Origin of the sequence: Methyloversatilis sp. NSM2, from assembly GCF_038066675.1 — a bacterium.
GTDB classification, from domain to species: domain Bacteria; phylum Pseudomonadota; class Gammaproteobacteria; order Burkholderiales; family Rhodocyclaceae; genus Methyloversatilis; species Methyloversatilis discipulorum_A.
In genome coordinates, this window is sequence record NZ_JBBUKV010000001.1 from 81,777 (window position 1) to 100,286 (window position 18,510).

Genomic DNA, 18,510 nt, shown 5'->3' on the forward strand with positions numbered 1-18,510 from the left:
CGGTCTTCGCGACGGAAGCGCCGGGCCGATGAGCCTGAATGCCAGCAGACCTCAGAGCAATTCCTTCGGGATATTTCCGCCGTTCTCCGCCAGCTTCTGCAGCACGGTCTTGTGCAGCCACATATTCATCTGTGCCGAGTCGCCCATCTTGTCCTGCGGGCAACCGAGCTCGGTCGCCAGCGTCTTGCGCGCGTCGAGGCTGCTGTCCAGGCCGAGCAGCTTCATCAGGTCGACGATGGACACCTTCCAGTTCAGCTTCTGCGTACTGGCCGCGGCCAGCGCCTCCAGCTTCGATACGACATCGACCTGCGAAATGGCGACCGGTGCGGCGGGCGCACTTACGGGTGCCGGTGCGGGTGCGGGTGCAGCCGCCGCAGGTGCATCGTCCTTCTTGCCGAAACCGAGCTTTTCCAGAATGGTGTTGAACAGGCCCATGGCGGACTCCTCTCTTTGCGGGTGAGTGAGGCCCCCGGGGATGCACGTGAAACCCGGGCGAGAGCCCGGTGCTGCGCGTGGGGGCGGGCGATGCATCCGGCGTGAAGCCGGGTCAGGCGACTTCATGCTAACAGCCTTGCGCGTCGACCGTCACCCTGCGGCGCGCCGATGTTCTCCGGATTGGCGACGGCGACGCTGCACTGCTTCTCCGCCGGGCCATACTCCCCGCCAGTGCTGTGCAGTGTCGAAGCGGGGCCTGGTCGATGCTGGCGTACGAAGTTGTCATGACACAGGCAGTGCGGTCGGGCGCGCCCACGTCGCGTGCACCGTATCGCCCGCTGCACCAAGGGAGCGGACCGTGGATACACAGGACGATGTACTGATCGCCAATCGCGCGATGCTGGTGCATTTCGACAGCTACAGCGCGGCGCTGGTGTTCGCGAAGTGGGGTGACACCTTGCTGGCGCCGGCCCCGCTGCCTCCGTCGGCAGCCGCGCTTGCTCCAACCGGCGGGACGGCCGCGATCAAGGATGGCGATGCGGTAAAGGCGGCGCTTGTCGCCCGCCTTGGCTTGAACCCGGCCGAGCTGGAACTTGCCGTCGACTTCGATCACCAGGTATCGACCGACTCCGGTCCGGTCCGCGTGCATCTGCTGCGCTTCACCACCTTCGAGGCACCGAAGGCAGCACTCGAAGCTCACGGCGGCGTGTTCCGCCCGATCAGTGCCCTGCGCGGCGGCGCGCCGGTGGAACTGCTGCTGGCGCGCGAGGTGTTCAATCTGATCATTGGTGCGGGCGGCGGCAGGGCCTGAGCGGCGGTGAGAACGGCGACGCGACGACGACATCGCGATCGGCTGCACCCCGGTCCGGGCGCTCACGATGGCGACGGAGCGGGTTCTCTGTGGGAGCGGCCTTGGCCGCGACAGGGCCGATGCCGTCCGCCGGCTTCGCTGCAGGCCGCTGTCGGGGTCAGAAGACCCCTCCCACAGAATCCCGGCCCAGGCGCCGGGCGTGACTTGGGCGTCTTCCCTGTGGGAGCGGCCTTGGCCGCGACAGGGCCGATGCCGTCCGCCGGCTTCGCTGCAGGCCGCTGTCGGGGTCAAGACCCCTCCCACAGAACCCCGCCCTGACTCCAGTCACGAATCAGGCGCGATCCCTGTGGGAGCGGTCTTCTGACCGCGACGCGGCCGTGCTACCGCGAGAAGCCACCATCATGGCGCCATCGCCGCAACGAAGCGCACGATTTCCGCATTGACGACGTCCGGATGCGTCACCGGCGCCATATGCCCCAGCCCGGCGAACGCGACCACCTCCACCTTCGGCAGCCGCGGGGTCAGCACACGCGCCACCGCGTGCACCGACTCAGGCGACGAGGCGCCGAGCATGTAGAGCACCGGCATATCCAGCGCGGCGAAGGCCTCAAGCGGTGTCGGCTCGGTGGTCAGCGCGTGCGCCCAGCGTCGCATATTGCGCATCGATTCGGCGACCGGCTGTTGGCGCTGCTCGGGCATCGCCGCAAGGCTGCCGTCGCCCATCCAGTAGTCGATGAAATGGCGGGCCGCCTCGTGCAGGTCGCCGGCTTCCAGCGCAGCCACCGAAGCCGCTACTGCAGCGTGTATGCCCTCGGTGCCGTTCGGCTGCGGTTGCTGCGCGTCGACCACGGCGAACAGCGTGGGCTCGTAGATCGCCAGCGCGCGGACGCGCTCGGGGCAGGTCAGGGCGGCGATCAGCGCCACCGCGGCGCCGTAGGAGTGGCCGACCAGCACGAAGGATTCGCCCGCCTGATCGAACACCGGCGCGAGGAAATCGACTTCGTCGCGCAGCGCGATCCGGCTGTCCGAAGGCCAGTCCGGACTGCGGCCGGCGCCATACAGGTCCGGCGCGAGCACCCGGTGACGGGCGGACAGCGCGTCGCCCAGGTCGCGCCACTGCGACGACGTGCTCGCGTTCGCATGCAGGCAGATCACCGCCGGACCGGTGCCGGTCGTGCGGACATGCGGGGTGGCCGTGGTCATTGCGCGCTCCGCCGGGGGATCGCAGCCGTGGCTAGAAGGTCGCCGCCATCGCCCGGGCCCGTGCTGCTGCCTCGGCGCGCGAACCGGCGTCGACCTCCGGGCCGTACAGCGTCTTCTGCACGACGATGTGGCCGACCTCGGTGATGCCGACCATGCGCAGCCACAGGTCGAGATACTGGCGCTGCAGATCCCACTCCGACGACTTCAACGCATCCGGCGCATCACCCACCTCCACGCCGCGCGCCAGCACCAGCATCGCCTTGCAGTGGCCGAGCGTACCGAGCTGGCCGCGTTCGTCGAAGGTGAACAGCAGGTCTTTCTGCGACACCACGTCGATCAGCTGCTTCAGCTTGTACGGAATCGAGTAGTTCCACATCGGTGCGCTGATGACCAGCCGGTCCGCCTTCTGGAAGCGCGCCGCCAACGCCCGGATCTGCGCCCAGGCCGTTGCCTGTTCGTCGGTCAGCTCCGTACCGGTGAGGCCCGCGTACTTCGCATCCAGCGCGGCGCCGTCGAACTCCGGCATCGGCTCGGACCACACGTCCAGCACATCCACCGTGCCGTCGGGGTGCGTCACCTGCCAGGAGTCGATGAAGGCGCGGGCGACTTCGATGGACGCTGAGCGCTGCTTGCGCGGGGACGATTCGATGTGGAGGAGGTGGGGCATGCGGGGCTCCAGTGATGGATCGGGTTCAGCCGGCATTCTCGGCCGCGTGACGCCGGCGGCGCAACAGTGCGGCCACCATGATCGCCACGACTATAAGGTTGAGCGCCAGCGCGCCGACGCCGAGCGCATTCACGCCGTGCCACAGGCCGACGATCTCGAACGGGACGTAGATTGCGCCGCTGACGGCGGCCAGCACTTCGGCCCACGCCGCGTGGCGATAGAGACCCCAGGCCTCAGCGAAGCGCAGGGCGGCATAGCCCGCCGCACCGACCGCAAGCAGCGTGAGGTTCGTGTTGTCGAGATGGGTGGCCGCGTCGACGAAGATGTGCGGATAGGTGGAGGCCGGATTCAGGTGCAGATGCGCCAGAAGACGGAGGGCGGCGTCGTGCAGGCTCGCGTGGACCCACAGCAGCAGGCCCGACGCGCCGATCAGCGCCAGTACGCCCTTCAGGGCCTCGAAGGTGGCGACGACCGCGAGCGCCCGCCGGTCTCGCGAGGAGGGTGGGTGCATCGAGCCCGACTTACCCGGGCTGATGGCTGACGATACGGAACGTGATGCCATCGCGGTTACGGAAAGGCGCGCCGTCGCGGTGAGCGGGTTTCTCCGGGCGCAGGCCAGGCGGGACGTCGCCGCGGCTGCCCTGGCGCAGCGAATCGGTGACCGGTCGGTGGAAGATCATCGCTCGCTCGAAGTCGGACGTGCCGACCATGACATGGGAAAGCATCACGTCGCGCCTCAGCCGCCGCTGATCACCGCGTCCGGAATCCGGTAGTGCTCGTAGTCATTCACGTCGATCAGCCATGCATCGTCCTCCCTGCCGGTCTGCACGCGGGGGGCATCGCCGTCGGCGCTCACCGTGCCACCGACGAAGCGGAGCACGCGCCGGAAGCCGCCGGACGGTGTCACGTGCACTTCGGCGTTGCCGGGCGCGCCGCGGATCACGCCGAAGTCGCACTGGGCGGACGCGGCGGGCGCCGCGCCCATCGAACAGGGAAGCTGACCGGTGGCATGGTAGGGCGTGCCGGCGACCCGAGCATCGCTCGCTGGCGCACGGCCCAGCGAAGCTGCGCTCTGTCCGCTGACGGTGATGCCGACAGTCAGCGCGTAGCGTGCCGTCTCGTTGCGGCGCGCGGCACTGCGCATCAGATAGACCCGCACCGTGTACTCGCCATCGGACGCCAGCTGCCCGGTCCATTCCGTGCCTTGGGTGGAGCCGATGAAGATCGCCTCGTCGCGCGAACCCGGTGGCAGCACATTGAAGTAGTTCGCCGTGTGGCCGGTCTCGAGCCTGACGCTCAGCGTCTGTCCGGCGCGGGCCCGCAGGCGGTAGTCGACGATGCGGTCACCCTTGAGCGTTCCGGTCAGCGTGGCTGACGACGCACCCTTCGCGAAACGCACCGGAATGGATTCGATGGTGTCCGCAGCCCAGGCGCTGGCCGGGAGCAGGGCGCAGGCCATCACGAAGCGGACGAACAGACTCCACATCGCAAATTTCCTCCTCACTGCTGGAAATCGGACTGACCGGAACGGACACGAGGCGCTGACGGATGGACCGCCGCGACACCGATGAGCGCGCCGCAGCCGGTACGACGCGTCAGCAGTTGCCCTTCTTCGCCTGACCCGGCGGACAGAAGCCGCCGCCCGAGTCGCTGCGACCCGGATCGACGATGACGGCACCCGACGGCGTGTAGACCGCGCAGCCGACGAGGGACGACGTGAGCGCAAACAGGACGATCAGTGACTTCATGTGTTCAGTCTTTCGGGGTGTCGATGCGCGCCAGTGTAGCCGCGACGGGCAGTGCGCAGACGTCGGGTAGGAGGCGCCTGACACGGTGCCGTTCCAGGGCTGCCATCACTCCGGTTCGGTTTGTGAGAGGGTGACTGATCGCAGGCTAGCCGCCGCTTCGATCACCGGAAAGCGGCCGCGCATGAGCGCGTGAGCGCGGCCAGGATTCAGGGCGAGAAGGGAAACACGAGGCAACAAGAGATTGAGACGCCTGGAACGCGCATCTCGCGGAACGAAAGCGTGGTCCGTCCCCATATCTACAAATTGCGTAGAGCCATACGAAGTGCCGTCTGTCCCCTTCCATTTCAGTCAATAGGGGAACCCGAGTACGGCTGCTCCAGGAAGCGCTGGCCGCCGCCCTTTCCAGATGAAGCGGCATACCGCTTCGTCCAGAACAGGCAGGCCATTTGCCGGATTGGGGCTAGATCCGGCGCTGGCGTGAAGCGAGACGCGCGGCGATGACCAACAGGCCCGCAGTTCCGAGTACGAATGGCGCGGGCTCCGGAACCGGCGCTGCCGCGATCAGGTAGCCCGCCGTCAGCCTGCGTGATTTGCCCGGAGCAATGTCTTCACTCGCTGCTGTCCAGCATGACTCGTTCATGCAGAAGCTCTCGGCGCTGGCTGGAAACCACTGTGTGGAGATGGTCCCTGGGGACGCGTTGAAGTGAACGTAGATATCCATTCGGAACCAGCCTGCGTCCGTGAAATCCGGCCCTGTGCTGTCGCTGAAAGCCAAGGTTCCCTGGGGCGCATGCATGCCCCAGGTGCCTGCAGTGGACACATAGTGACGCCCTGCCTGTGTCGGGCCATCGGTCGTACGGATGTCGATGTCGTGAAAGGTTTCCGTGTCGCTGTCGTATGTGAACGACCCGTAGGCGGTAGCCGCGTCACTGAACTGGAAATCCACGAGTTCCCACCTGACCGGTGCTGCGCTCGCGCTGGATGAGGCCAGGAACAGGAGAGCGGCATAGAGGGCCTTTTTCATTCTCAATCCTTTCTGGGGCGTGACAGGAGGATGCTTGCGCCCGAACATCAAGGCGCGATGGAACGGATCAGGACTTCCGGATTCCTGCATCCGCACAAAGATCGTTCGGCAGGTATGCCGTATGAATCGCGCCGCATAATCGGCTATCGACAGGGCTGCCGCAATCAGCCATTTGTCGTGGTTGCAATGCTCAAGGCATCTATGCAGGTGTGGTCCGGCGCGGATGTCTGTGTGACCTCCAGGGCTGCCTGGAAGCCCGGCCCGCGCTTCCTGTGCTTCATGGGATGGGCGCCGCCTCCTGTCCCCGTCGGTCGTGCCCTGTGCGCATGGTCCGGGAGGTCGCGGAGTTGAACGTCCGGAGGCGGCTTACTCCGCCAGCGGCTCCAGCAGCGCCGCCAGATCGTTCTCGCCGAATTTCTCCAGCGCCGCTTCGTCGTTGCCGAGGATGCCTTCGGCCAGGGCGGCCTTCTTTTCCTGCAGCGCGACGATGCGTTCTTCGATGCTGCCGGCGACGATGAGCTTGTAGACGAAGACCGGCTTGTCCTGGCCGATGCGGTGGGCGCGGTCGCTGGCCTGGTTTTCGGCGGCGGGATTCCACCAGGGGTCGTAGTGGATCACCGTGTCGGCGGCGGTGAGGTTGAGGCCGACGCCGCCGGCTTTCAGGCTGATCAGGAAGACCGGCACGGTGCCTTCCTGGAAACGGCGGACGACCGCTTCGCGGTTCTGCGTGTCGCCGGTCAGCATGACGCAGCCGATGCCGGCTTCGACCAGCTGTTCGTGGATCAGGTCGAGCATGCCGGTGAATTGCGAGAACACCAGCACTTTGCGACCTTCGGCCAGCAGGTTTTCCAGCATGTCCATCAGCAGGTCGAGCTTGGCCCGCTCTTTCACGCGCGCGGCGGCGTCGGTCTTCAGCAGGCGCGGGTCGCAGCACACCTGGCGCAGCTTGAGCAGCGCGTCGAGGATGACGATGCGCGCGCGGGCGAAACCGCGGCTGGCGATCTCGTCGCGCACCCGCTTGTCCATCGCCACCCGCACGGTTTCGTAGAGGTCGCGCTGGCGACCGGTCAGTTCGACCGTGCGCAGCACTTCGGTTTTCGGCGGCAGGTCGGCGGCGACGTCGTCCTTGCGCCGGCGCAGGATGAAGGGCGCCACGCGGCGCGCCAGCAGTTCGCGGCGGATCGGGTCGCCGTGCTTCTCGATCGGCGTGCGCCAGGTGCGCGTGAAGTCCTTCTGTTCGCCGAGGAAGCCGGGCAGCAGAAAGTCGAACTGAGCCCACAGTTCGCCCAGATGGTTTTCCAGCGGCGTGCCGGTCAGGCACAGCCGGTGCCGCGCACGCAGCAGGCGCACAGCCTTCGCCGCCTGGCTGCCGGCGTTCTTCACCGTCTGCGCCTCGTCGAGGATGAGCAGGTGGTAGTCGTGCTCGGCCAGCTTTTCGTGGTCGCGCCACAGCAGCGGGTAGGTGGTGAGGCAGACGTCGTGCTCGGGCACCTGGGCGAAGCGTTCGCCGCGGTCCGGGCCGTGCAGCTTGAGCACGCGCAGTTCGGGTGCGAAACGGGCGGCTTCGCGTTGCCAGTTGAACACCAGCGAGGTCGGCAGCACGACCAGCGCCGGGCGGTCGAGCCGGCCGGCGCGCTTCTCCAGCAGCAGGTGGGCCAGCGTCTGCGCGGTTTTGCCCAGGCCCATGTCGTCGGCGAGGATGCCGCCGAGATCGTGCGCGCGCAGGTGCTGCAGCCAGGCCAGACCTTCGCGCTGGTAGGGGCGCAGTTCGATGCCGAAGCCCTCCGGCGCGTCGACCGGCGCGACGCCGTGCATGCCGCGCAGGCGTTCGACCCACTGTTCGAGCGACTTGAAGCCTTCGCGCGTCCACTTCGCATCGAGCGCTTCGGCCAGCCGCGGCGCGTCCATGCGCGACACCTGCAGCGCGCCGCCGGCCGGGCTGTCGAACAGATCGACCAGCGTGCGCGCCAGCGGCTTGATGCGGCCGGCTGGCACGATGATGCGTTCGCCTTCGGCGGTGAACAGATCGGTCGTGTCCTCGTCGCGCATGCGGTCGAGCGCGATCGGGTCCAACCAGCGGCCGTCGCGCTTGAACAGCGCGTGCAGCAGCGGCGCGAGGTCGAGCCGGCGGCCACCGACGTCGATGCCGAGCGACAGTTCGAGCCAGCCGTTCTCGTTCTCGTCCAGCTCGGCGTGCCACTCATCGACCACCAGCACGCGGTGGCGGAAGTCCGGCGGGCACTCGATCTGCCAGCCGGCGCGGGTGAGGCGGCCGGCGGCGTCGCCGAAGAAGCGCGCCCAGGCTTCTTCGCTCTCCAGGCCGAGCGCGCCGACCGGCAGCGATTCGTACATCTGCAGCCAGCGCGCCTGCACCGGCGCGAAACCGACTTCGCCGAGCAAGGCCAGCGCCGCCTGTTCGGCCGCGCTGTCGCGCTTCACGCGTACCGCGCGGCCGTTGGGCAGCGTCGCCAGGTCAGAACTGTCGGTGGCGGCGAACTTCGCCTGGCCGTAGCTGAGCGCGACGGTGGCGATGTCGTACAGCGCGTGGCCGAGCGCCTTGTCGTAGCGGCGGTGCGGCTTCACGTGCCACACCGGCAGGCTGGCGAACTTCAGCACCGGGCGCAGCGCCTCTTCGATCAGCGGCAGGCTGGCTGCGTCGCGCCCCAGCGGCGACGGCAGCGCGGGCGCGGCCTGGGCCAGCGCGTCGGCCACCAGCGGCAGTTCGGCGGTGGTGAGCAGCGGCAGTTCGAGCACCGCCTGCACCGCTTCGCGCGCCGGGTGGGTGATTTCGCCGGCCCGTCCGCGGGCGACGTCGAGATACCAGGGCGGGTCGGTCGGCAGCGTCCAGTCGGCCGGTGGCGTGCAGGCGAGCAGGGCGCGCACGCCGAGCTTTTCGGTCTGCCATTCGAGCTGACCGGCGCGCGCTTCACCCGGTTTCAGCGCGCGCGCGTCGTCGCTGCCCTCGTCGGCGCGCACGAAGCAGCGACCGGTGTCGAGCGCGGCGCGCAGCACGGCGAGGCCGTCGGCGCCGCGCAGTTCGAAGGGCACGAACACGCTGGTCGCGCGTTTGCGTATCGCGTCGCGCAGCGTGCGGAACACCGGCAGGTCGTTGTCCTGCACGAAGGAAGGCGGCTTCAGCAGCGCCTGCTCGAAGTTGAACCAGGGCTGACTGTCGGCGCCCGGCGTGCTGTCGCGGCCGGCGCGGTCAGTAAGTCTGGCCTTCAGCAGGCGCAGGTCGGCCGGCTGGCTGCCGCGCGGCGTGATCAGGTAGGCGATCGATTCCTTGGGTGCGGCGCGCTTGCGCGCGGCGCCCGTCGGTTCTTCGCTCAGGCGCTTCTGCAGCGTCTGCGCCCAGCGCAGCACCTCGGCGCGCGGGCGCTCGATGAGTTCGCCCTGCTTCTTCGCCGCCAGCAGCAGGCCGACCGCGTGCTTGCAGCGGTTGCCGACCGGGCAGGAACAGCGGGTGGCGATTTCCAGCGTGCGCTCGCCGAAGTACTCGCGCCGTTCCAGCCGCACCGTCACCTGGTAGGGCTGCGGCCGGGTGCCGCGCACCAGCGCGCGCAGCGTCGGTCCCTGCACGTCGATGTCGCCGACCCGCGTCACGTACTGGCTGCCGCGCACGATGGTGTCTTCGGAGAACATTTCTCCGAGCATCCGGTTGTCGAGCTGGGACAGCAGGCGGGTCAGTTCCATCGCGGGCGAGGCACGGCAGCCAAAAAAATGGACGCAGGATTGTAAACCCTGCGCCCCGTCGTGCCATGAAACTGCGGTGTCAGCTGCGCGGCCGGACACCCCGCTCATTCACCGTCAGCGCCGCGGAAGGCGCCCAGCTCACGTGCTGGTGCAGCATGCCGGCCGCCTCGCGCGCGAGGTCGGTGTCGCCGGCCACCACGGCGACCATGCCCTGGCCGCCTGCTTCGACATGCACCCCCATGCCGCGGTGGCTGGCGGTGATGGTGCGCACGCGCTCGTCCTTCTGCGGCAGCAGCAGCAGCGTGGCCGGGCCCTTAGGCGTGTCGAACACGATGTGCCAGCCGGTGCCGCCGGGCACCGGGCACAGCTTCACGTAGCGCACGGCGGTCATCGGCACCTTCACTTCGGCACCGAAACTTTCGAGCACCTGCGACACGCGCTGCGGCTCGATCAGCCGCGTGCTCATCAGTGCCTCCGGTTCGTGCATCACGTGCTCGACCGCCAGCGCGACGCGCTCGCGGTCGGGTGCGGTGTGCCAGTACTGCACGCCCAGCCCGAGGCTGAGCACCATGCTGGCGGCCAGCGCCCACAGCTTGAGCGGCGAGCGGGTGCGCGCCCGGCTGCCGACCAGGATGCGCTCGGCCAGACCGTCCGGCACGTCGATCGCCACCGTCTGCTGCAGCATGCGTTCGCCGGCGTTCACGCGGCGCGAGAAGGCCTGGCACGCGGGGCAGGCGATCAGGTGTTCCTCGGCCGCCTCGGTCAGGCGGCGCGGGTCGGCCAGCTTTTCGCGGCGGAAGTCGATGCAGTTGAAAGTCATGGTCTTGTCGTCGAGGCTGCTCACGATTCGGCCCTCCGCGCCGGCTGGCCGGTCAGTGCGCTGCGCAGTGCCTGACGGGCGCGGGTCAGGCGGGTCATCACCGCGCCTTCGGTGGTGTCCAGCATGTCGGCGATCTCTGCGCACGAAAAGCCGCCCAGCGCCTGCAGCACCAGCGGTTCGCGCAGCGTCAGCGGCAGGCTGCCGAGCAGGTTTTCCATTTCGAAGAGCTCTATCGGTTCGTGGTCGGCGGCGATCTGCAGGTCTTCCAGTTCGACGTCGACGTAGTCGAACTGCTTGCGCTCGTACAGCCGCGCGTGTTCGCGGCGCACGATGGTGATGAGCCAGCTCTTGGTGGCGGCGGAATCCTTGATGTCGTCCCACGATTTCCAGGCGCGGGCGAAGGTTTCCTGCACCAGGTCTTCGGCGACGAACTTGTCGCGACACAGCCACCAGGCGAAGCGGTACAGATCCGGGCTGAAGGCCCGCACCGCCTGTTCGAAGCTCTTGCGTTTGCTGAATCCGAGTATCACGACATCGTCCGTGTGTGCGCTGACAACCCTGAAGACCGGGAGGCAGGGGGCAACCTTACATGGCTTACAAAGGAATCGCGCGCGGTCGGTCGCGGGGGCGGGGTTTGTGGGAGGGGTCTTGACCCCGACAGGGGCGGTGGGCAGTACGCGGCGCCGGGATTCTGTGGGAGGGGTCTTCTGACCCCGACGGCGGCGGTGGTTGGCGCGTGGCGCGCCTATCCGGCCATCCGCTCCAGCCAGTCGACCACCGCGGTGTCGCCGCTGAAGTCGTCGACCGCGCGCACCGGCAACTCCGGCGCACGCTCGGCCAGCATGCGGGCGAGGGCGTTGCAGGGGCCGATCTCGAGCACGGCGTCGGGTGCGTATTCGAGCACGGTGTCCATGCAGGTGGACCAGTCTATGGTCTGTGCGACCTGGGCAGTCAGCGCGCGGACCGCATCGGCAGCGTCGCGCTGCGCGCGGCCGTCGATGCCAGCGATGACTGGCACGGACAGGCGACCGCTTGCCCACGGCGCCAGTGCTTCGGCCAGCGGCGCCTGCGCGGCGGCGAGCAGCGGTGTGTGCGACGGCGTGTGCACCGCGAGACGCACGCAGCGACGGGCGCCGCGCGTGGGCAGAGTGTGTTCCAGCTCGATCAGCGCAGTGCTTGCGCCGCCGACGACGAAGTGGGCGTCGCCGTTGCGGATGGCGATGCTGCAGCCGCTGCCGTCGAGCGCAGCGCGCAGTACTGCTTCGGTCAGGCCCTGCACGGCGAGCAGGCCGGACGGCTGCGCCGTGGCGGCGTCCATCAATGCGGCGCGCCGTGCAGCCAGTGCGAGCCAGTCCTTCAGCGGCAGACCGCGCGCCAGTGCAAACGCGCTCAACTCGCCCAGCGAGTAGCCGGCGAACAGCAGCGGGCGCGGCAGCCGCGGCGCGAGGCGGCGCCAGCGCAGCGCGTGCAGCGCGCTGATCAAGACCTGTGCGGTGACGTTGCTGGCCAGATCGTTGCTACGCAGCGCGTCGAGAGCCGGCAGCCAGGCGCGCGTCTCGGCGTCGGCACGCAGTTCGGACAGATGCTCTTCCGTCTGCCCACCCTGTCCGCTGAACAGCACGATCAGCCGCACGTCGCACCCTCCAGTTCGTGCAGGAACAGCGTCACCGCCAGCAGATCGGCCGCGCCGCCCGGACTGAGCCGGCGGGCGACGAAGGCCTCGTGCGTGGCCTGCGCCTGCGCCGCCCAGTCGTCGGCGAACACGCCGCCCGCCGCGATGAAGCTGCGCGCCGTGCCCTGCGCGTAGTCGAGACCGATGCGGCCGCCGCGCCACAGCAGATTGCTGTCGTCCAGCCGCGCGATCAGCACGAACAGCGCCTGCACCGCGGCGCGGTTCTGGCGGTCGTCACCGGGCGCGGCGAGTACCGCGCGCAGCGCCGGCAGTGCCGCGTCGACCACATCGGGAAAGCCGGCGGCCGCCTGTTCGCGCGCACCGCCGGTACCGTGGCGGCGGGCGACGCGCAGGCCGTGGCTGTCCGCATGTGGTGTGCCATCGGCGGGTCGTGCGGCGACGATGTCGGCGCCCCAGCAGGTGGCGACGGTGCGTGCGACGTGCGCGGCGTCGGCCGTTCCGCTCTGCGCCGCGACACGTCCGGCGGCGGCGCACAGCAGGCCGAGGTTGAAGATGGCACCGCGGTGCGTGTTGATGCCGCCGGTGGCGGCCAGCATCTGCGCTTCGGCGGCCAGTCCGAGCGACTGCAGCGTGGCGAAGCCGGCGCCGTCGGCACCGGCGCGGGCGATGTCGCGGAAATAGTGGCGCAGCGCGAACAGGCTGCGGAAGAAGGTCGACATGTCCATGTCGTCGTGGCTGCCGTTGTCGATCGGGTTGACCAGCCCCGGCTTGGGCGCCAGCGCGACCTCGCGGTAGAGGCTGCGCACGGCGAGCTGGCCGATGCGTTCGCAGTCGGCGACCGGGGCCGGAGTGATCCGGGCGGGCGCGTTCATGCGGCGCAGCTCCGTGCCGGCCACAGATCGCCGACGTCGATCAGCACGATGCCATCATCGGATTTCGCCAGCACGCGACGCGGGCTGCTGCCGTCGAGTGCAGCCGCCAGTTCGCGCCAGGCCACCGCGTGCACACCGCAGCGGATTTCGCCGTCGAGGCGCAGCGCGCCGTCGGCGTGCCGCAGCAGCGCGAGCAGCGCGGGCAGCGGTGCGGGGTCTTCGAGGTCGAACAGCAGGTCGAGGTCGCTGTCGTCACGCAGACAGGGTTTGCCGCTGAGCGACTGCCACAGCAGCGAACCGTAGACGCGCGGCGTGATGCCAAGCGCGGTGCAGCGCTCGGCGAACGCATGCAGCGACGGCCGGTGAGCGGCCGGCAGTGCGTCGAGCAACGACGCGAGCGGTGGCGGTGGCGTGCTGCGTTCGACGTCGGCGCGCGCCGCGGTCAGCGATACGCGACGGCGCACCCCAGTGCCGGGCAAGGTGAGACCGAGGCGCACGCGCTCGGTCGGCAGGGCGTCACTGCGTGCACAGACAAGCGGCCGGCCGGCCCTGCGCCAGGCTTCGACATCGGCGGCAGCTGCTGCGCTGCAGGCGGCGAGAGTCACCGCCGCGCCGGCGCGCAGCCAGACCAGGTCGTGACGGCGCAGGCGGCGCATGGTCAGGCGTCGAGCGGTACGCCGGCCACGCGTTCGGCCACCGGCTGCGCCAGCGTGCGGCCGCCGCGTTCGCGGCCGAGTGCGGCGCGGCGGTCCTCGCCGCCGGCTTCGGCGATGGCCTGCTGCAGCGCCTGCGGCCAGTCGTCGGTGTCGGACCACAGCGCGTGGATGGCGCCCATGCGCGCGTAGTTGCTGGCGCCCGGCGCGAACACCGGCGAGCTCTGCGCCAGCGCTTCCAGTCGCTCGGGCGCGATCTTGGTCACGCGCGCCATCGCACGCAGATCCATCACCTTCACCTGGGCATCCGGCAGCGCGCAGATGCGGTCGGCCAGCAGGCCGAAGGCAAGGAAGCCGCCGCTGACCGCTTCGCCGTGGATCAGCGTCACCAGCCGGTGACCGCTGCGGCGGGCGAGGTCGACGCAGCGCGCCATGTGGGCGAAATAGCCGTTCAGGCCCAGCAGTTCCTCATGGCGCGACAGTGCCTGGCCCTGGGTCGATGCGATGAACACGATGGGGCGCGGGTCGCCGCTCACGTGATCGGCGCGCACCGCGTCGAGCACTGCCTGCGACAGTTTCAGCGCCATGTCGGTGGTGAGCGCTGCGCGGTCGCGGGTGCCGATCACGTGCACGCGGCCGACTGCGGATTCGGCGTGGCCGGCGAGGTTGTGCCCGTCGAAGGCGACCGTGTGGCCGGCCGGGAACAGGCGGTCGAGCAGGGCGTTCATGCGGCCTCCGTCGGCGAAAGAGGAGCGAGCAGGCGGTTGAAATCGGCGGCGTCCAGCATCGGGATGACCGCGGGATCGGGCAGGCCGAGCGCGCGCCAGATATCCAGGCCGTCGCGCGCATCGGCGTGGCGTGCGGCGCGCAGCGTCAGCGCCCGCTGGTCGGCGTCGAGCGCGGCGAGGTCGCGCGTCGGCACCGGCCGCGCGAGCAGCGCGCGCGCGGCGTCGCGGAAGGCGGCGATGTCGTCGTCCACCAGCAGGGCGGCGTCGCCGAGGCTGCGCCTGAGCTTGCCGCCGGTTACCCGCCACACGAGAGCGCGGTCCTTCGAATCGAATTCATCGACGCCCTTCACCGTCTCGATCACCTCGGGGCCGGACAGGCCGAGACGGCCCTCTTCCGACATGACGAGCGCGTCGCACAGCCGGGCGACGATGCCCATGCCGCCGAAGGCGCCGCACGATCCGCCGATCAGGCCGTAGACCGGGATGCCGTCGGCGCGTGCGGCGAGCAGCGCGCGCATCAGTTCTGAAATCGCGATCAACCCGGCATTGGCTTCGTGCAGTCGCACGCCACCGGAGTCGATGGCCAGCAGCACTGCCGCCGGCCGTGTGTGGCGAGCGCGCTCGAACAGGCCGCGCAGCTTGGCACCGTGGATTTCGCCGACGGCGCCGCCGTTGAACTCGCCCTGCTGGGCGCCGACCAGCACCGGCCGGCCGTCGAGCATGGCTTCGCCGACCACGACGCCGTCGTCGAAGGCGACCGGCAGGTCGAGCGCCGCCAGATGCGGGCTGGTGAGCCTTTCGTGCGGACCGCACAGCTCGCGGAAGCTGCCGGCGTCGACCAGGCCGGCGATGCGGGCGCGGGCGTCGGCTTCGAACCAGGAATGTCGTTGCAGGCGGCTCATGCGCGGTCCTCCAGCGCTTCCAGCGCCTGGTCGAGGCGCAGGCTCACGACGGCCGGTGTCGCGCCGGCGTCGTTGATCGCGAGCGCGAGGCCGCCGGCGGCGTGACGGGCGACCGCGTCGGCGAGCACCGCCTCCCAGGTGTCGCGGAAGCCGTGCGCAGAGGTGTTCACTTCGATGTCGCAGCGGTCGGCCATGCTGCCGCGGTCGACCAGGATTTCCAGATTGCCGGAGGACACGACGCCGCACAGCGCGGCGGCCGCGTCGGCGCGCGCGCAGGGCGTGCTCGGCAGCGAGAGGGTGAAGCGTTCCATGTCGGGTCTCCGGTCACCAGTTGCGGAAGCGGCGCGGCGGGTCGTACAGGCCGCCGGAGGCGCGCACCAGATCCTTGATGCTGCGTGCGGCGAGCAGGTCGCGTGTGGCGTCGCGCTTGTCGATGCCGATGTCTTCGGGGCGGCGGATGACGCCGCGGTCGCGCAGGTTCTCGACCATGCGCGCATCGCGCGCGCGGCCCACCGGCGTGTAGCCGGCCACACCGCGTATCGCCTGTTCGCGTTCGGCGGCGCTGCGGCACAGCAGCAGGTTGGCGATGCCTTCTTCGGTCACGATGTGGGTCACGTCGTCGCCGTGGATCATGATGGGCGGCAGGTCCATGCCCATGTCCTCCATCAGCTGCCAGGCGTCCAGCCTGTCTACGAAGGCCGGCGCCATGTGTTCGCGGAAGGTTTCGACCGTCTGCACCACCAGCTTCTGGCCGCGCGTGGCGATGGCGTCGCCGGCGCGTTCGCGGCCGGCGCGCAGCCAGGCCGGACTGGCGTGGCGCCGCCCGCGTGCATCCGAACCCATGTTCGGCGCGCCGCCGAAGCCGGCGATGCGGCCCAGCGTGGCGGTCGAACTGTTGCCGGCGAGGTCGATCTGCAGCGTCGAGCCGATGAACATGTCGCAGGCGTAGAGGCCGGCGGTCTGGCAGAAGGCGCGGTTGGACCGCATGCTGCCGTCACGGCCGGTGAAGAACACGTCGGAGCGGGCGGCGACGTAGTTCTCCATGCCGACTTCGGAGCCGAAGCTGTGCACCGATTCGACGAAGCCCGCCTCGATCGCCGGGATCAGCGTCGGGTGCGGGTTCAGTGCCCAGTGGCTGCAGATCCTGCCGCGCAGGCCCAGCGATTCGGCGTAGGTGGGCAGCAGCAGTTCGATCGCCGCGGTGTCGAAGCCGATGCCGTGATTCAGGCGCTGCACGCCGTACTCGGCGTAGATGCCCTTGATCGCCATCATCGCCATCAGCACCTGGATTTCGGTGATCTGTGCCGGGTCGCGGGTGAACAGCGGCTCGATGTAGTTGGGCCGCGGCGCGACGACGAAGGCGTCGGTCCAGTCGGCCGGGATGTCGACGCGCGGCAGGCGATCCAGCTTTTCGTTCACCTGCGCGATGACGAGGCCGTGGCGGAAGGCGGTCGCCTCGACGATGGCCGGCGTGTCCTCGGTGTTCGGGCCGAGGTAGAGGTTGCCGTCGGCGTCCGCCGCCTGCGCGGCGATCAGGCACACGTCGGGGGTGAGATCGACGAAGTAGCGGCCGAACAGTTCGAGGTAGGTGTGGATGGCGCCGATGGCGATGCGCCGTTCCTCGACCAGCCGCGCCAGCCTGTTCGCCTGCGGGCCGGAGAACGAGAAGTCGAGCCGGTTGGCGATGCCGCGCTCGAATACGTCGATGTGCGCCGGCAGCGCCAGCACCGACTGCACCATGTGCAGATCGTGCAGGCGCTCGGGCGAGCAGTCGGCCAGCGATTCGGCGAGGAAGTCGGCCTGTTTCTGGTTGTTGCCTTCGAGGCAGACGCGGTCGCCCGGCTCGATCGCCGCTTCCAGCGCGGCGACGATGTCGGCCGCGGCGATCTGGCGGCCGCGGGTGAGCGGCGCCAGCCGTTCGAGCCGGCGCGCCCGGCGCGCCGCACGTTGATTCCAGGGCGCGCCCATCTTCAGCTCCCCTGGTAGTGGTCGGGCAGCCACATCGCGATGCCCGGCATCAGGCACAGCAGCAGCACCGCCAGCAGCATGAGCCAGATGAAGGGCAGCACGCCCTTCATGATGGCCTTGAGCGGGATATCGGGTGCGATGCCGTTGATGACGAACAGGTTGAGCCCGACCGGCGGCGTGACCAGACCGGCTTCCAGCATGATGGTCATGATGACGCCGAACCAGATCAGGTCGAAGCCGTGCGTATTCAGCGCCGGCAGGATGATGGGCGTCACCATCAGTATGATGGCCACCGGCGGCAGGAAAAAGCCGAGCACCAGCAGCAGCACGCACACCGCGAGGAAGAAGCCCCACTTGCCTATCGGCAGCGTCACCAGCCACTGTGCTGCTTCCTGGGTAATGTTCAGATTGCTCATCACCCAGGTGTAGAGGAAGGACATGCCGATGATCATCATGATCATGCAGCTTTCCTTCACCGTGCCGTTCAGGATGACCTTCAGGTCGGCCCAGCGGTAGCACTTGTAGATGGTCATCACCATCAGCAGCGAGAAGAAGGCGCCGATACCGGCCACTTCCGACGGCGTCGCCCAGCCGCCGTAGAGCGCGATCATGACGATGGCGATGACGGCGAGGAAGGGCGCGAAGCGCGGCAGCGATTCCAGACGTTCCGCCCAGCTGTAATGCTCCTCCTGCAGCAGCGCGTGCGAACCGTCGCCACCAGCGTCGGCCGACGCGCGCGCCTGCGCCTTTTCCTTCTTGTAGCGCCACATGACGTAGAGCGCGAATAGCAGCGTCAGCAGCAGGCCCGGGCCGACACCGGCCATGAACAGCTTGCCGATAGACTGTTCGGTGGCCAGGCCGTACAGGATGAGCGTCAGGCTGGGCGGGATCAGGATGCCCAGCGTGCCGCCGGCGGCGATCAGGCCGGTGGACAGGCCATCCGAGTAGCCGCGGCTGCGCATCTGCGGAATGCCCGAGCTGCCGATGGCCGAGCAGGTCGCCGGGCTGGAGCCGCACATCGCCGAGAACACCGAACAGGCCAGCGTGTTGGCGACACCGAGGCCGCCCGGTACGCGGTAGAGCCAGCGGTTCAGCGATGCGTAGAGGTCTTCGCCGGCGCGCGACTTGCCGATCGCCGCGCCCATCAGCACGAACAGCGGGATGGTGAGCAGCGTGAAGTTGTCGAGTTCGGCGTAGATGGTTTCGGTCACCAGCGCCAGCGACGACAGCGGCATGAAGAACAGCATGAACAGCAGGGCCACGCCACCGAGCGCGAAGGCGATCGGCATGCCCGAGAACAGGCCGACGAAGGTGGCGACGGCGAACAGCAGAGACAGCGTGAGCATGTCCATG

Annotated in this window: 20 protein-coding genes; 1 reads left to right on the top strand and 19 read right to left on the bottom strand. The window is 69.1% G+C overall.

The genetic code is table 11. The features are described from left to right. Window positions 1-51: 51 nt before the first annotated feature. Window positions 52-435 (bottom strand): DUF3597 domain-containing protein, encoded by a 384-nt coding sequence (locus WJU27_RS00380; RefSeq protein ID WP_341420789.1) that lies wholly within the window; start codon window positions 433-435, stop codon window positions 52-54. Between the two features lie 358 nt (window positions 436-793). Between WJU27_RS00380 and WJU27_RS00385 the strand changes: the two genes are divergently transcribed. Continuing rightward, on the top strand, window positions 794-1,246 hold the full coding sequence (locus WJU27_RS00385) for a hypothetical protein (protein ID WP_341420790.1): 453 nt from the start codon (window positions 794-796) through the stop codon (window positions 1,244-1,246). Between the two features lie 399 nt (window positions 1,247-1,645). On the opposite strand, the gene WJU27_RS00390 is transcribed toward WJU27_RS00385, so the two are convergent. From WJU27_RS00390 to WJU27_RS00475, 18 genes are all read right to left on the bottom strand, one after another. Beyond that, complete coding sequence (locus tag WJU27_RS00390; protein ID WP_341420791.1) at window positions 1,646-2,449, bottom strand: alpha/beta fold hydrolase; 804 nt, start codon at window positions 2,447-2,449, stop codon at window positions 1,646-1,648. 31 nt (window positions 2,450-2,480) lie between these two features. Then, the gene (locus WJU27_RS00395; protein ID WP_341420792.1) at window positions 2,481-3,116 is read right to left on the bottom strand and encodes an FMN-dependent NADH-azoreductase; all 636 of its coding nucleotides are present in this window, start codon (window positions 3,114-3,116) and stop codon (window positions 2,481-2,483) included. Window positions 3,117-3,141: 25 nt separating this feature from the next. Then, on the bottom strand, window positions 3,142-3,627 hold the full coding sequence (locus WJU27_RS00400) for a DUF2127 domain-containing protein (protein WP_341420793.1): 486 nt from the start codon (window positions 3,625-3,627) through the stop codon (window positions 3,142-3,144). A gap of 10 nt (window positions 3,628-3,637) precedes the next feature. Beyond that, window positions 3,638-3,844 (bottom strand): hypothetical protein, encoded by a 207-nt coding sequence (locus WJU27_RS00405; RefSeq protein WP_341420794.1) that lies wholly within the window; start codon window positions 3,842-3,844, stop codon window positions 3,638-3,640. An 8-nt stretch (window positions 3,845-3,852) separates the two neighbouring features. Further along, complete coding sequence (locus WJU27_RS00410) at window positions 3,853-4,602, bottom strand: hypothetical protein (protein WP_341420795.1); 750 nt, start codon at window positions 4,600-4,602, stop codon at window positions 3,853-3,855. A 109-nt stretch (window positions 4,603-4,711) separates the two neighbouring features. After that, entirely contained in the window at window positions 4,712-4,864 is a 153-nt protein-coding gene (locus WJU27_RS00415) for a hypothetical protein (RefSeq protein ID WP_341420796.1), read from the bottom strand. A 460-nt stretch (window positions 4,865-5,324) separates the two neighbouring features. Further along, on the bottom strand, window positions 5,325-5,888 hold the full coding sequence (locus WJU27_RS00420) for a hypothetical protein (RefSeq protein ID WP_341420797.1): 564 nt from the start codon (window positions 5,886-5,888) through the stop codon (window positions 5,325-5,327). A 366-nt stretch (window positions 5,889-6,254) separates the two neighbouring features. Then, window positions 6,255-9,581, bottom strand: coding sequence for a DEAD/DEAH box helicase (locus tag WJU27_RS00425; protein ID WP_341420798.1), 3,327 nt, complete (start codon window positions 9,579-9,581; stop codon window positions 6,255-6,257). 79 nt (window positions 9,582-9,660) lie between these two features. After that, on the bottom strand, window positions 9,661-10,425 hold the full coding sequence (locus WJU27_RS00430; protein ID WP_020165507.1) for a DUF3379 family protein: 765 nt from the start codon (window positions 10,423-10,425) through the stop codon (window positions 9,661-9,663). Further along, window positions 10,422-10,931, bottom strand: coding sequence for a sigma-70 family RNA polymerase sigma factor (locus WJU27_RS00435; protein ID WP_019917232.1), 510 nt, complete (start codon window positions 10,929-10,931; stop codon window positions 10,422-10,424). Before WJU27_RS00435 ends, WJU27_RS00430 begins: the two co-directional genes overlap by 4 nt. Before the next feature lie 215 nt (window positions 10,932-11,146). Next, complete coding sequence (locus WJU27_RS00440) at window positions 11,147-12,034, bottom strand: acyltransferase domain-containing protein (RefSeq protein WP_341420799.1); 888 nt, start codon at window positions 12,032-12,034, stop codon at window positions 11,147-11,149. Next, window positions 12,025-12,906, bottom strand: a complete 882-nt coding sequence (mdcB, locus tag WJU27_RS00445) for a triphosphoribosyl-dephospho-CoA synthase MdcB (RefSeq protein ID WP_341420800.1) — start codon at window positions 12,904-12,906, stop codon at window positions 12,025-12,027. The genes WJU27_RS00440 and mdcB overlap by 10 nt, the downstream gene beginning before the upstream one ends. Next, window positions 12,903-13,562: a malonate decarboxylase holo-[acyl-carrier-protein] synthase gene (mdcG, locus tag WJU27_RS00450; protein WP_341420801.1), complete on the bottom strand. Its 660-nt coding sequence runs from the start codon at window positions 13,560-13,562 to the stop codon at window positions 12,903-12,905. Before mdcG ends, mdcB begins: the two co-directional genes overlap by 4 nt. Window positions 13,563-13,564: 2 nt before the next feature. Beyond that, window positions 13,565-14,287 (bottom strand): biotin-independent malonate decarboxylase subunit gamma, encoded by a 723-nt coding sequence (gene mdcE / locus WJU27_RS00455; protein ID WP_341420802.1) that lies wholly within the window; start codon window positions 14,285-14,287, stop codon window positions 13,565-13,567. Then, window positions 14,284-15,189 carry a biotin-independent malonate decarboxylase subunit beta gene (locus WJU27_RS00460; protein ID WP_341420803.1) on the bottom strand — a complete coding sequence of 302 codons (906 nt, stop codon included), beginning with the start codon at window positions 15,187-15,189 and terminating at the stop codon, window positions 14,284-14,286. The genes mdcE and WJU27_RS00460 overlap by 4 nt, the downstream gene beginning before the upstream one ends. After that, the gene (gene mdcC / locus WJU27_RS00465) at window positions 15,186-15,500 is read right to left on the bottom strand and encodes a malonate decarboxylase acyl carrier protein (RefSeq protein ID WP_296812857.1); all 315 of its coding nucleotides are present in this window, start codon (window positions 15,498-15,500) and stop codon (window positions 15,186-15,188) included. Before mdcC ends, WJU27_RS00460 begins: the two co-directional genes overlap by 4 nt. Before the next feature lie 13 nt (window positions 15,501-15,513). After that, window positions 15,514-17,157 carry a malonate decarboxylase subunit alpha gene (gene mdcA, locus WJU27_RS00470; protein WP_341420804.1) on the bottom strand — a complete coding sequence of 548 codons (1,644 nt, stop codon included), beginning with the start codon at window positions 17,155-17,157 and terminating at the stop codon, window positions 15,514-15,516. A 2-nt stretch (window positions 17,158-17,159) separates the two neighbouring features. Next, window positions 17,160-18,509, bottom strand: a complete 1,350-nt coding sequence (locus tag WJU27_RS00475; protein WP_020165499.1) for a TRAP transporter large permease — start codon at window positions 18,507-18,509, stop codon at window positions 17,160-17,162. Between the last annotated feature and the right edge of the window lies 1 nt (window position 18,510).

Excerpts from the sequence above, each read along its gene's own strand:
- WJU27_RS00395 (WP_341420792.1), bottom strand. The coding sequence starts at position 3,116 with ATGCCCCACCTCCTCCACATCGAATCGTCCCCGCGCAAGCAGCGCTCA.
- WJU27_RS00475 (WP_020165499.1), bottom strand. The coding sequence starts at position 18,509 with ATGGACATGCTCACGCTGTCTCTGCTGTTCGCCGTCGCCACCTTCGTC.
- mdcB (WP_341420800.1), bottom strand. The coding sequence starts at position 12,906 with ATGAACGCGCCCGCCCGGATCACTCCGGCCCCGGTCGCCGACTGCGAA.
- WJU27_RS00380 (WP_341420789.1), bottom strand. The coding sequence starts at position 435 with ATGGGCCTGTTCAACACCATTCTGGAAAAGCTCGGTTTCGGCAAGAAG.
- WJU27_RS00410 (WP_341420795.1), bottom strand. The coding sequence starts at position 4,602 with ATGTGGAGTCTGTTCGTCCGCTTCGTGATGGCCTGCGCCCTGCTCCCG.
- mdcA (WP_341420804.1), bottom strand. The coding sequence starts at position 17,157 with ATGGGCGCGCCCTGGAATCAACGTGCGGCGCGCCGGGCGCGCCGGCTC.
- WJU27_RS00425 (WP_341420798.1), bottom strand. The coding sequence starts at position 9,581 with ATGGAACTGACCCGCCTGCTGTCCCAGCTCGACAACCGGATGCTCGGA.
- WJU27_RS00400 (WP_341420793.1), bottom strand. The coding sequence starts at position 3,627 with ATGCACCCACCCTCCTCGCGAGACCGGCGGGCGCTCGCGGTCGTCGCC.
- mdcC (WP_296812857.1), bottom strand. The coding sequence starts at position 15,500 with ATGGAACGCTTCACCCTCTCGCTGCCGAGCACGCCCTGCGCGCGCGCC.
- WJU27_RS00460 (WP_341420803.1), bottom strand. The coding sequence starts at position 15,189 with ATGAGCCGCCTGCAACGACATTCCTGGTTCGAAGCCGACGCCCGCGCC.
- WJU27_RS00390 (WP_341420791.1), bottom strand. The coding sequence starts at position 2,449 with ATGACCACGGCCACCCCGCATGTCCGCACGACCGGCACCGGTCCGGCG.
- WJU27_RS00420 (WP_341420797.1), bottom strand. The coding sequence starts at position 5,888 with ATGAAAAAGGCCCTCTATGCCGCTCTCCTGTTCCTGGCCTCATCCAGC.
- mdcE (WP_341420802.1), bottom strand. The coding sequence starts at position 14,287 with ATGAACGCCCTGCTCGACCGCCTGTTCCCGGCCGGCCACACGGTCGCC.
- mdcG (WP_341420801.1), bottom strand. The coding sequence starts at position 13,562 with ATGCGCCGCCTGCGCCGTCACGACCTGGTCTGGCTGCGCGCCGGCGCG.
- WJU27_RS00415 (WP_341420796.1), bottom strand. The coding sequence starts at position 4,864 with ATGAAGTCACTGATCGTCCTGTTTGCGCTCACGTCGTCCCTCGTCGGC.